Source organism: Streptomyces sp. NPDC051105, assembly GCF_040682795.1.
Taxonomy (GTDB): Bacteria; Actinomycetota; Actinomycetes; order Streptomycetales; family Streptomycetaceae; genus Streptomyces.
Genome location: NZ_JBFBBR010000005.1, coordinates 252,703 through 264,506, shown reverse-complemented (window position 1 = coordinate 264,506; position 11,804 = coordinate 252,703). Strand labels below are relative to the sequence as shown.

Annotated in this window: 11 protein-coding genes; 7 read left to right on the top strand and 4 right to left on the bottom strand. The window is 70.7% G+C overall.

Annotated features, from left to right (window positions below):
- The first annotated feature begins 69 nt into the window (after positions 1-69).
- The gene (locus AB0N16_RS14835; RefSeq protein WP_365796624.1) at positions 70-516 is read left to right on the top strand and encodes a GNAT family N-acetyltransferase; all 447 of its coding nucleotides are present in this window, start codon (positions 70-72) and stop codon (positions 514-516) included.
- Positions 517-632: 116 nt separating this feature from the next.
- A complete protein-coding gene (locus AB0N16_RS14830) occupies positions 633-1,226 on the top strand; it encodes a histidine phosphatase family protein (protein ID WP_365796622.1) in 594 nt (197 codons plus the stop codon).
- Between the two features lie 105 nt (positions 1,227-1,331).
- Here the strand turns inward: AB0N16_RS14830 and AB0N16_RS14825 are convergent, their stop codons facing one another.
- Positions 1,332-1,775, bottom strand: coding sequence for a DUF6314 family protein (locus AB0N16_RS14825; RefSeq protein ID WP_365797121.1), 444 nt, complete (start codon positions 1,773-1,775; stop codon positions 1,332-1,334).
- A gap of 38 nt (positions 1,776-1,813) precedes the next feature.
- Entirely contained in the window at positions 1,814-2,050 is a 237-nt protein-coding gene (locus AB0N16_RS14820; protein ID WP_365796620.1) for a hypothetical protein, read from the bottom strand.
- Positions 2,051-2,237: 187 nt separating this feature from the next.
- Here AB0N16_RS14820 and AB0N16_RS14815 point away from each other — a divergent pair, with 187 nt between their 5' ends.
- Positions 2,238-4,724, top strand: coding sequence for an alpha-L-arabinofuranosidase C-terminal domain-containing protein (locus AB0N16_RS14815; RefSeq protein ID WP_365796618.1), 2,487 nt, complete (start codon positions 2,238-2,240; stop codon positions 4,722-4,724).
- On the opposite strand, the gene AB0N16_RS14810 is transcribed toward AB0N16_RS14815, so the two are convergent.
- Both AB0N16_RS14810 and AB0N16_RS14805 read right to left on the bottom strand, forming a co-directional pair.
- Positions 4,711-5,145, bottom strand: a complete 435-nt coding sequence (locus AB0N16_RS14810; RefSeq protein WP_365796616.1) for a carboxymuconolactone decarboxylase family protein — start codon at positions 5,143-5,145, stop codon at positions 4,711-4,713. The two genes, AB0N16_RS14815 and AB0N16_RS14810, sit on opposite strands and share 14 nt — an antisense overlap.
- Before the next feature lie 94 nt (positions 5,146-5,239).
- Positions 5,240-6,142, bottom strand: a complete 903-nt coding sequence (locus AB0N16_RS14805) for a LysR family transcriptional regulator (RefSeq protein ID WP_365796614.1) — start codon at positions 6,140-6,142, stop codon at positions 5,240-5,242.
- A gap of 81 nt (positions 6,143-6,223) precedes the next feature.
- On the opposite strand from AB0N16_RS14805, the gene AB0N16_RS14800 reads away from it, so the two are divergent.
- From AB0N16_RS14800 to AB0N16_RS14785, 4 genes are all read left to right on the top strand, one after another.
- On the top strand, positions 6,224-7,147 hold the full coding sequence (locus AB0N16_RS14800) for a DMT family transporter (protein ID WP_365796612.1): 924 nt from the start codon (positions 6,224-6,226) through the stop codon (positions 7,145-7,147).
- 194 nt (positions 7,148-7,341) lie between these two features.
- Entirely contained in the window at positions 7,342-9,963 is a 2,622-nt protein-coding gene (locus AB0N16_RS14795; protein ID WP_365796610.1) for a YfhO family protein, read from the top strand.
- A gap of 24 nt (positions 9,964-9,987) precedes the next feature.
- Positions 9,988-10,962, top strand: coding sequence for a glycosyltransferase family 2 protein (locus tag AB0N16_RS14790; protein ID WP_365796608.1), 975 nt, complete (start codon positions 9,988-9,990; stop codon positions 10,960-10,962).
- Positions 10,962-11,378 (top strand): GtrA family protein, encoded by a 417-nt coding sequence (locus tag AB0N16_RS14785; RefSeq protein ID WP_365796606.1) that lies wholly within the window; start codon positions 10,962-10,964, stop codon positions 11,376-11,378. Before AB0N16_RS14790 ends, AB0N16_RS14785 begins: the two co-directional genes overlap by 1 nt.
- Positions 11,379-11,804: the final 426 nt, after the last annotated feature.

Sequence of the window (11,804 nt, the reverse complement as noted above, 5' to 3'; positions counted from 1 at the left end):
GCCCGGCCCCGAGATCCAGGTGCTGAAATCCGATCGACACCGGCGCCGCCGACTGGCGAGGATCCCCCCATGAGCGACGCACCCAGCCTCCCCGAGGGCTATGAGTTCTCCGCCGACACCGACCGGGTGGACGTCGAACGCGTCCACCACTGGCTGTCCACCGACGCCTACTGGGCGACCGGCCGCCCGCTGGAGCAGCACCGGCGGGCCATGGCGGGCTCCCTCAACTTCGGGATGTACGACACGGTCACCGGGGAGCAGGTGGCGTACGCGCGCGTGGTGACCGACCAGGCGCTGTTCGCCTGGCTCGCCGACGTGTACGTCGACCCGTCGGTGCGCGGCAAGGGCGTCGGCACGGCGATGGTCGGGGCGATCCGCGAGCACCTGCGCCCGTACGGGATCCGGCGGGTGCTGCTCGCCACGCACGACGCCCACGGGGTCTACGAGAAGCTCGGATTCGCCCCGCTCGAACACCCGGACCGGTGGATGGCGCTCTACTACGAGGCGCCGAAGTGACATTCCGGCTGACTTGTCGGACACCTCCTGACCTTTGGGTAACGTTTCCCCCACCTCGCGCAATTCACCTATCAAGAGCCCTTGACCTGCGCACTTGAGCGTCACACCATCGCCGCATGTCACTTCGGGTCACGTTCGTCGCGGCCGCGCGCAGCTCACCGCTGCTCGCGGAGCGCTTCGAGGACGCCCGCCCCCTGGATCAGGCGGGCTGGGACGAGGTGCAGCGCGTCGCCGCCGACCTGCTACCGCTCGCGGCGGCCGAGCTGCGCTACTGTTCGCCGACTCCGCGCAGCCGCGCGACCGGCGAGGGGCTGGGGTACGCCCCGCTGGTCCAGCTCGCCCTGCGCGACTGCGACATGGGCCGCTGGCGCGGGCTGACGCTGGGTGAGGCGATGGCCAGGGAGCCGGACCAGGTGGACGCCTGGCTCTCCGACCCGCGCGCCACCCCGCACGGCGGCGAGTCGCTGCTGTCGTTCATCTCCCGGGTCGGCGGCTGGCTCGACACCCGCCCGGTGGACGACGGCGGCCGGATCGTGGCCGTCGCCGAGCCGTCGGTGATCCGCGCCGCGCTCGTCTACGCTCTCAAGGCGCCGCCGTCGACCTACTGGAACATCGACGTGCGCCCGCTGTCCACGACCACGGTGACGGGCCGCGGAGGCCGCTGGAACCTGCGGTTCGACGTGTCGCCGGCCCAGGCCTCACGCCGCTGAGCGCTCCGCCGGAAGTGCCGTACCGAGCCGTCTGCCGTGCGCGGCGCCGTCACGGCCGGGCCGTACTCACGTGATGGTGTGGAGGTCCGGTCCGCTTGCCCGGTCTCAGGCCTCGCGCACGTAGTCGGTGGTCAGGACCAGGTCCTTCGCCGGGCCGCCGACCCGCCACACGGTGCGCCAGTGGTCGGCGTCCCGGACGGTGAACTCGCCCCGGTAGAGGTCGGCGGCGCACGGGTGGTCGGCGACATACCGCCCCGAGGTCAGGTCCAGGTCGTGGAAGGGCCGCCCGTCGGCGAACCGCACATCCGCCGTCCCGGGCCGCGGCCCCGGCAGGAACCGCAGCGTCCGCTCGGCCGGCCGCGCCACCCCCTGCCAGGTGAACGTCCCCGACTCCGCGTGCAGCAGCCCGCCGCCGTCCAGTGCGCGGAACACCGTGGCTCCCTCGAACCACCCTTCGTCCCCGCCCGCCAGATCCCGCACGCTCCGCTCGACGCGCCAGCGCCCGAGCAGATGCGCGAGCACATCCGCCACCGGCCAGAACTCATCCACGGTCATGCCCTCGGTCGTGCCTTCGGTCATGGCTTCGGTCATGGCTTCTTCGGGCGGGGGGAGCCGGTCGGCGCCTTGCGCTCGGCCTGCTGCCGGATCTCGAAGTGCGAGGCGTGGCTGGTCGCCCGGAACGCCTCCTCGTACGCGGCCAGCGCCCCGCCCAGCCCGCCGCCCGCCGTGCCCCGCAGCCGGATGTACCGCGCGAGCCGGCTGAAAGCCGTGAGGACGACGGCCAGTCCGGCGAACAGGATCAGGTACGGCAGCAGCGTCTGCATGCCCCGACCTTACGCCCGCGGTCTCGCCCGGCCCTGAGCCGGCCGACGTCCGCCCCATTGACGCGCTCATGCCCCGTACCTATCTTTCCGTTCGAAGTACTGACCGCTGTCCGATATTTCGAACCCGACTGACCTCGGTTGCGCCTGGCCCCTCCAGGCCAACTCCTTCACGAGCCGCGGAGTATCCATGTCACGCACCACCCGCACCCGGCTGAGACTCGGCCTTGGGGCAAGCGCTTTCCTGCTCGCCGCAGGCCTAGTACCGGCCCCCGCCCACGCCGAGGACGTCACCGACTACGCGATCACCGTCGACCCGACGGCCCAGGGTGCCAGGATCGACAAGACGATGTACGGCGTCTTCTTCGAGGACATCAACCGCGCCGCCGACGGCGGCCTCTACGCGGAACTCGTCCAGAACCGTTCCTTCGAGTACACGACCGACGACAACAAGTCGTACACCCCGCTCACCGCCTGGACGGTCACCGGCGCTGCCCAGGTTGTCGACGACTCCGGCCGTCTCGACGACCGCAACCGCGACTACCTCTCCCTGTCCGCCGGTTCGGCCGTCACCAACTCCGGCTACAACACCGGCATCCGGGTCGAGGACGGCAAGAAGTACGACTTCTCGGTCTGGGCCCGCGCCGGGGGCCGTACGACCCTCACCGTCAGCCTTACGGACTCCGGCGGCACCCTCGCGACCGCCCGCCGGGTGGCCGTCAGGAAGAACGGCTGGGCCCGGTACAAGGCGACCTTCACCGCCACCCGCACCAGCTCCACCGGCCGCCTCACCGTGGCCGCCCCGGACGCGGCCGCGCTCGACATGGTCTCCCTCTTCCCGCGCGACACCTACCGGCACGAGCCCAACGGCCTGCGCAAGGACCTCGCCGAGAAGATCGCCGCCCTGCACCCGGGCTTCGTCCGCTTCCCGGGCGGCTGCCTGGTCAACACCGGCTCGATGCAGGACTACAGCGCGGCCTCCGGCTACCAGCGCAAGCGGTCGTACCAGTGGAAGGACACCATCGGGCCGGTCGAGACGCGCGCCACGAACGCGAACTTCTGGGGCTACAACCAGTCGTACGGCCTCGGCTACTACGAGTACTTCCGGTTCGCCGAGGACATCGGCGCCATGCCGTTGCCCGTCGTCCCCGCCCTGGTGACCGGCTGCGGCCAGAACAAGGCCGTCGACGACGAGGCGCTGCTGAAGCGGCACATCCAGGACACCCTCGACCTCATCGAGTTCGCCAACGGGCCGGTGACCAGCGAGTGGGGCCGGAAGCGGGCCGAGATGGGCCACCCCAAGCCCTTCCACCTCACCCACATAGAGGTCGGCAACGAGGAGAACCTCCCCACCGAGTTCTTCGCCCGCTTCACGCGGTTCCGGGCCGCCATCCAGGCCGCGTACCCGTACATGCGGGTCATCTCCAACGCCGGCCCGGACGACTCCGGCACCACCTTCGACACGGCCTGGCAGCTCAACCGGGACGCCAAGGTCGACCTGGTCGACGAGCACTACTACAACAGCCCGCAGTGGTTCCTGCAGAACAACGACCGCTACGACTCCTACGACAGGAGCGGGCCGAAGGTCTTCCTCGGCGAGTACGCCTCCGGCGGCAACGCGTTCAAGAACGGTCTCGCCGAGGCGGCCTACATGACCGGCCTCGAACGCAACGCGGACGTCGTCAAGCTCGCCTCCTACGCCCCGCTGTTCGCCAACGAGGACTACGTCCAGTGGAGCCCGGACATGGTGTGGTTCAACAACCACGCCTCCTGGGGCTCGGCGAACTACGAGGTCCAGAAGCTCTTCATGAACAACGTCGGCGACCGGGTCGTCCCCTCCACGGCCACCGGCACCCCCTCCCTGCTCGCCCCGATCAGCGGCGCCGTCGGCCTGTCGACCTGGAACACCAGCGCCGCCTACGACGACGTCAAGGTGACCGACGCCGAGGGGAACACCCTGCTCAGCGACGACTTCTCCGGTGACGCCTCCCGGTGGACCCACACCGGCACCGGCAGCTGGAGCATCCAGGACGGGCAGTACGTGGAGACCTCGGACACGGCCGAGAACACCATGGTCTCGGCCGGCGACCCCTCCTGGCACGACTACGACCTGCACGTGAAGGCCACCAAGAAGTCGGGCAAGGAGGGCTTCCTCGTCGCCTTCGGCGTCAAGGACACCGGCGATTACTACTGGTGGAACATCGGCGGCTGGAACAACACCCAGACCGCGGTCGAGCAGGCCGTGGACGGTGGCAAGTCGACACTGGTCGCCAGGCCGGGGTCGGTGGAGACCGGCCGGACCTACGACGTCGACATCAAGGTGCGGGGGCGGCAGGTCACCCTCTCCCTCGACGGGCAGGTGTGGGGCAGCTTCACCGACGACAAGCCGGCCGAGCCGTTCCGGCAGGTCGTCACCAAGGACAAGAAGACCGGTGACCTGATCGTCAAGGTCGTCAACGCCCAGTCCTCGGCGGCCCGTACGGCCATCGACCTCGGAGGCGCCGAGGTGTCGAGGAAGGCGAAGGTGACCACCCTCGCGGCCGCGCCGGACGCGGTGAACACCGAGACGTCCACCGCGGTCGCTCCGGTCACGTCCGCCTTCGCCGGAGTCGCCGACAGGTTCACGTACACCTTCCCGGCGAACTCCGTCACCTTCCTGCGGATCAGGCAGAAGTAGCCCCCGGCGTGGGCTGCTGCCCGACCGGTAGCAGCCCACGCTCGGCGAAGACCTTCTTGGCGACGAAGGTCGCGTTGAGCGCCTTGGGGAAGCCGCAGTACCCGGCCGCGTGCAGCAGGGCCTCGACGATCTGCTCCGGGGTGAGGCCCACGTTCAGGGCCGCGTTGACGTGCACCTCCAGCTGGGGCTCGCAGCCGCCCAGCGCTGTGAGCATGCCCAGGGTCACCAACTGGCGGTCACGCGGCGGGAGTTCGGGCCGGGCGTAGATCTCGCCGAACCCCCAGGAGACGATCTGGTGGCCCAGTTCGGGGCTGATGTCGGCGAGCGAGTCGATGACCCGCTGCCCGGCCTCGCCGTCGACCTTCCGCAGGACCTCCAGACCGCGGGCGAAACGCTCTTCACGGGTGGTGCTGTCGCTCATGTCAGCTCTTCCGTTCTCCTCGGGAGCGGCTGTCCGCCGGTCATGACGAGAACGCTAGGAGTTGGAGCGTGCTCCAGGTCAAGTCCCTTCTGGATCAGCCCCGGACGCGGATGGTCTCCGCCGCGGCCCGCAGTTCGCCGAGCACGGTCCGCACCGCCCTGCGGGCCGTGCGCTCGGGGCGGTGGAGCGCGTCGATGTGGCGGTGGGCCTCGATGTCGTCGAGGGGCCTGAGGGTGACGCCCGGGTGCGGTCGGGACGTCCAGCGGGGCATCAGGGCGATCCCGCCGCCCGCGGCGACCAGCTCGGCGACGACCGAGATCTCGTTGACGCGATGCACGATGTCGAGCCGGTGCCCGGCCGCGGCCGCGATGGCCTCGACGGTCGCTAGCAGCGGAAAGCCGTCGTGCACGGTGATCCAGGGCTCGCCGGAGACGTCCCGCGCGGTCAGGGCGGTCCGCGCGGCCAGCGGGTGGCCGACCGGCAGGGCGATGTCGAGGGGCTCGCGCAGCAGCGGGGTGGCCGTGGCGGTCTGCGGCCAGGGCGGAGCGTGGTCGAGACGATGGGCGAGGACCAGGTCATAGGCGCGGGTCAGGGGCGGGAAGTCGGCCTGGGCCACGTCCTCGTCGTGCAGGGTGATCCTCGGGGAGCCCGGGCCGCGCACCTGTCGCAGCAGCAGCGGATAGAACGCGGCGGCCCCGCTGTGGAAGGCCGCCACCGACACCGTGCCCTCGGGCTCGTCGACGTACTCCTCGACGGTGTGGCGGGCCCGGGCCAGGGCGGTCTCCACCCCGATCGCCGCGTCGGCCAGGGCCTGCCCGGCCGCCGTGAGCACCAGCCGCCGCCCGGAGCGCTCGGTGAGCGGTACGGGGAGGGACCGCTGCAGCAGGCGCAGCTGCTGCGAGATCGCCGAGGGCGTCACCCGCAGCGCCTCCGCGACCGCCGTGACGCTGCCCAGTTCGCCCAGCTCCCGCAGAACGCGCAGCTGCCGTTCGTCCATGCCGTGAGTGTAGCTCTGCTACAGGGTTGGTTGAGCAAGTCGTCGTTTACTTCAAAGTGCTGGCCAGGGATCGTGAACGGCATGCCGCACACCCGTCGTACCGATGGGGTGCTCCTGGCTCTCGCCGTCGTCTGGGGCTCCAGTTACCTGACGGCGAAGACGGCCACGGACGCCCTCCCCGTGCTGATCGTCCTCTTCCTGCGCTACGCCATCGGCGCGCTCGTCTGCCTCGTCGCACTGCGCGGCTTCGGCTCCCTCACCCGGGAGGAGAGGCGGTACGGCTCACTCCTCGGCCTCACCCAGGCCGCCGTCCTCGTCCTGGAGACCTACGGTGTCGCCCACACCAGCGCCGGGAACGCGGGCCTGATCATCAGCCTGACCCTCGTCCTCACCCCGGTCCTGGACCGGGGGCGGCTGCCGGGGAGGTTCTTCCTCGCCGTCGGCGTGTGTGTCGTGGGTGTCGGGCTGCTGGTGTCCGGCAACGGGCTGCGCGCCCCCGGCGCCGGTGATCTGCTGATGCTCGGGGCCGCGGTGGTCCGGGCCGGTCATGTGGTGCTGGTCGGGCGGGTGACCGCGGGCCGGCCCGTGCGCCCGTTCCAGCTGACGGCCGTGCAGACCGCTGTCGGCACGGTTCTCTTCCTCGTGCCGGCGGCGCCCGGCCTGCCGGTGCTCGCCCGGACCGGCGCCGTCACCTGGGCCCAGCTCGTCTACCTGGCCCTGTGCTGCGGCCTGCTCGCGTTCCTTGCCCAGACCTGGGCGGTCCAGCGCACCTCCGCGACCCGGGCCAGTCTGCTGCTGGGCACCGAACCGGTGTGGGCCCTCCTGGTCGGCGTCGGCCTCGGCGGCGAACGCCTCACCGCCCTCGGAGTGCTGGGGGCCGCGCTGATCGTCTCGGGGACGTACTGGGGTCAATCAGTCGAACGCGCCCATCGGGTGGACTCCCCGGAGGCGGTGCGCGATACGGCCCTCCGTCACGCCGACACAGGCCTGCCACAGGCGCGTTAACCAGCAGAACACCTTCCTGAAATCCGCAGTTCCCTTTGAAGTCGCGAATTCTTTGCGATATCGCACGCGGATTCGGAATTCGAGTTATTACTTCACAGGAGACGTACAACCATCAGGAACTTCTCCCCGTCTTAGTCGGCGAAACACCGACCAGCGGGGAGTACACCCCCGTATTTCTCTGGGGGCCGCACAGAATGAATCGCACGACCCTGACCGGGGGCGAACAGGGGGTGAAACCGGCGGGGGGCGAAGAGCGGGAGACCGGACCCGCGCGACGGCTCGACGCCGATCCGCGCTGGGCGGCCGCCCTGCTCGCGGCGCTCCTCACCACCGCCGCGTTCTGTACGGCCGACGTCGTGGCCCGCAGCTACCCCTTCGGCTCCCGCACCCGCAGTGTCAACGACCTCGGCAACCAGTACGTGCCCTTCCACGCCCATCTGTGGGACCTCCTGCACGGCAGGGCCGACGGCGGGATCGTCTTCAACTGGCAGTCCGGCTACGGCTCCAGCTTCCTGCCGGACATCGGCACCTATCTCAGCAGCCCGTTCGCCCTGCTGGTCGGGGTGTTCCCGCGTGACGAGATCGACCTCGCGGTGTATGTGATCACCGTCCTGAAGACGGCGGTCGCCGGTGCCGCCATGGCCTGGCTGCTGCTCAGCCTGCGCCGCGGCCGCTGGTGGGCGGCCGGGATCCTGGGCGCCTCCTACGCCCTGTGCGGCTGGAGCCTCGCGCTCGCCTCGTTCAACCCGATGTGGCTCGACGGGCTGATCGCGCTGCCGTTGCTCTGCCTGGTCGGCGAGTGGGCCATGGCCGGCCGGCGCCCGCTGCCCGGTGTGCTGATCGTGGCGCTCGCCTGGATCGCCAACTTCTACACCGCCTACATGGCCACCCTCGGTGCCGCCCTGGTGCTGCTGCTCCGGCTGGTGCTCGCGGAGCTGCCGTGGCGGCGGGCGCTGGCGGTGGTCGGCCGGGCCGCGGTCATCGTCGGGCTCGGGGTCGGCCTGGCCGCGCCGCTGGTGATCGTCGTCTACTCCGGCACCAAGCACGCCTACCCGGGCCGCGAGGGCCACTTCGCCCCGGTCGGGGCCGACGACCTGTTCGCCCGACTGCTGCCGACCACCTACAGCTACAGCTCCCCGGCCCTCTACGTGGGCGTCACCGCGCTGGTGCTCGCCCTGGCCCTGCCCTTCCACCGCAAGGTCCCGGTCCGGGTGCGGGCGGGCTGGACGGTTCTGGTGCTCGCCGTGGCGCTGTCGCTGCAGTGGGCGCCGACCAGCCTGGCCTGGCACGCCTTCGCCGCTCCGAACGGCAGCTCCTATCGCCAGGCCTTCGTGCTCTGTGCCCTGCTGGTCATAGCGGCCTGGCATGCTCTTGCCTACGGCCTGCCGGACTGGCGTGCCCTGGGTCCGGCGGCCGTGCTCCTGGTCCTGGTCGCCGCCGTCGCCAGCCGCAGCACCCTGACCCAGCAGCACTCCCATCACACCTGGCCGGTGGTGCTGCTCGCCGCCGCCGGCGCCCTCGGCGGGCTCGCGCTCCTGAGCCTCAGGAACGGCCGGCCCCTCCTCGCCGGACTCGCCGCCGTGCTGCTGATCGGCGCCCAGTTCGGCGAGGCCGCCGCCACCTCCGCCGTGGCCACCCACATGCGCCTCAACCAGATGGACGACTACGCCCCCTGGGGCGACCGCCAGCAGCGGGAGTCGGACGCCGTCGCCCAGGCCGACGCCTGGCCGAAGTACCGCACCGAACCCGGCCGCGACCAGACCGTCGCCAACGACCCGATGGTGGTCGGCGGCCAGGGCTCCCAGTACTACAGCAGCCTCACCGCCGACGTCCTCAGCCGCACCATGACCGCCCTGGGCGACGGCTGGACCTCACGCGGCCGCAGCCTGCAGAGCCTCGACAACCCCGTCACCGACGCGGTCTTCTCGGTGGGCGCCCGGGTGCACAACCCGCCGGACCCGCACCAGAAGTGGCTGCCCCAGGGCGGCGGACCGTCGACCGTCACCCGCGAGGACGTCCCGCCGTTGGTGACCGTGCGGCCCACCGCCGCGCGCACCACCCCGGCCGCCTTCGGCCCCTCGCCGTACCGCAACCAGGAAATGCTGCTCGGCGCCCGCGTCTACACCCTGCCCCGCACCACCCTCAGCGGTGCGCGCGAGGGCGACGAGGCGCGCGGGCTGCTGGTCGACGGAGCGCAGACGCTCACCGCACGATGCCGGGCCGGCAGCGAGGTGTTCCTGTGGGCGCCGCACTACGCCGGTACGGCACAACTGTCCGACGGCGGCGAGCAGCGGCTCTACCGGTCCGACGCCGAGGGTACGAAGATCGCCGCGATGCAGCCGCTCGGCACGGTACGAGCCTCGGGGCAGGTACGGATCGACCTGAAGCCCGACCGGCTCAGCCGCGTCCCGGCGCAGGGCGCGGTCGGCTGTCTCGACACCGGCGAACTGCGGTCCGCCGTACAGCAGTTGAAGGCCACGGGGGCGACCGAGGTGACCGTCTCCGACGGCACCCTGCACGCCCGGCTCCCCGCCGGCAGCACGGGAACCGCCGTCGTGGCCGCCCCGCGGATCGCCGGCTGGCGCTGCTCCGCCGGCGGCGACGAGGTCGCGGCGGGCGAGTTCCACGGCCTGATCGCCGTCCCGCTGGGCGCCTCCGCCACCAGCCTCACCTGCACGTTCCACCCGCCCGGCCTGCGCCTGGGCACGGCCGTCGGCGGCGCCTCGCTGCTGACCCTGATCCTGCTCGGCGCCTTCTCGGCCCTGCGCCGCAGAACCGCCATCCACCCCGGCGAGCGCACGACCACCGCTCACTGACCCGTTCCCCAGGGGGAGAAACCCATGCTGATATCGATCGTCGCGCCGTGTTACAACGAGGAAGACGTCATCGAGCGCTTCCACGAGCAGATCCAGAAGATCGCCAACGAGCTTCTGCCGCTCGGTCACGACATGGAGTTCGTGTACGTCGACGACGGCAGCCGTGACAGGACGCTGCCCCTGCTCAGCCAGATCGCCGACGGCGACGCGCGGGTCCGGTACGTCTCCTTCAGCCGCAACTTCGGCAAGGAGGCCGCCCTGCTCGCCGGCCTGAAGCACGCCACCGGCGACGCCGTGATCGTCATGGACGCCGACCTCCAGCACCCGCCGTCGCTCATCAAGCGCATGGTCGAACTGCGCGGCGAGGGCTACGACCAGGTCATCGCCAAGCGCACCCGGCAGGGCGACCGCTTCACCCGCACCCTCACCGCCCGCCTCTACTACCGGCTCATCAACCGGCTCGTCGACGTCGAACTCGTCGACGGCGTAGGCGACTTCCGGCTGATGTCGCGCCGGGTGGTGGACGCGATCGTGGACCTCACCGAGTACAACCGGTTCTCCAAGGGCCTGTTCGCCTGGGTCGGCTTCCCCAGCACCACCTTCGAGTACGAGAACGCGGTGCGCGAACACGGCTCCAGCTCCTGGTCGTTCCGCAGCCTGCTCAACTACGGCCTCGACGGGCTGCTCTCCTTCAACAACCGCCCGCTGCGCGCCGCGCTCTACCTCGGCATGACCCTGCTGGCCCTGGCCGGCGTGTACACGGCGTGGATCGTGGGCGGAGCGATGGTCAACGGCGTCCAGACGCCGGGCTATGTCACCATCATTACAGCCGTCACCGCCCTGGCCGGCGTACAGATGATCATGCTCGGGGTCATCGGCGAGTACACCGGCCGGATCTACTACGAGGTCAAGGGGCGCCCGCACTTCCTGGTGAAGGCGACGAACGTGGATCGAGCGGACAGCCGCACCCGCGGCACGACGAAGGACCTCATTCCCTGATGCCGAACGCCCTGTCGACCACCACCGGACCCACTCGCCCGATATCGGGGCAGATCATCACCTTCGCGCTGATCGGGGTCATCAACACGGCGACGTACTACGGCCTCTACCTGCTGTTCCTGATGTATTTGCCGTACCTCGCCGCGCATATTCTCGCGTTTCTGCTGAGCATGATCGGTTCGTTCTTTCTCAATGCGAGGTTCACTTACCGAATACGGCCCACCTGGCGTAAATTCCTGCTGTTCCCGCTGACCAACGCCACGAATTTCGTGATCACGACGGTGGGGGTGTACGTGATCGTCGACGTCCTGCACGCCGGCAGCCGGTTCGCTCCACTGATGGCGTCGGCGGCGGCGATTCCGGTGACGTTCGTGGTGTCGCGGTGGGTCATGCTGCCGAAGGTGGAGGCGGCGTAGCCGCGACGCCCTCTCCCAGGGCGAGTGCCTCGTCGATCGCGGACCGGATCTCCTCGTCCTGCAGGAACGCGCGGTAGTCCCGGTACGGGGACAGCCGCCGGTCGCTCTCCGGACGGCGCGTCGCATCTCCTCGGTGAGGCGGTCCCCGCAGGCGGACTCCGGTCGCTCCCGCGGCACGTCGGCGAGCGCACCCAAGGTCGTGTCCGTCACTTCGTCCCACCTGTGATCTCCCGCCCCTCCCCGCCGGACATCCTGTCACCGATGGCCGGCCGCGGATCCGCGCCGGGCCGCCACGTCCGGCCGGGACCCGCAGGGACGCCGCCGCGGCCCCGGCGCGGGTCCGTGTCCTCGCACTCCTCGACATGGAGAGGACGTCGGGACGACGCCGGGAGGGCACGGGGAGGACGTTCTCCCTTGCCCCCTCGG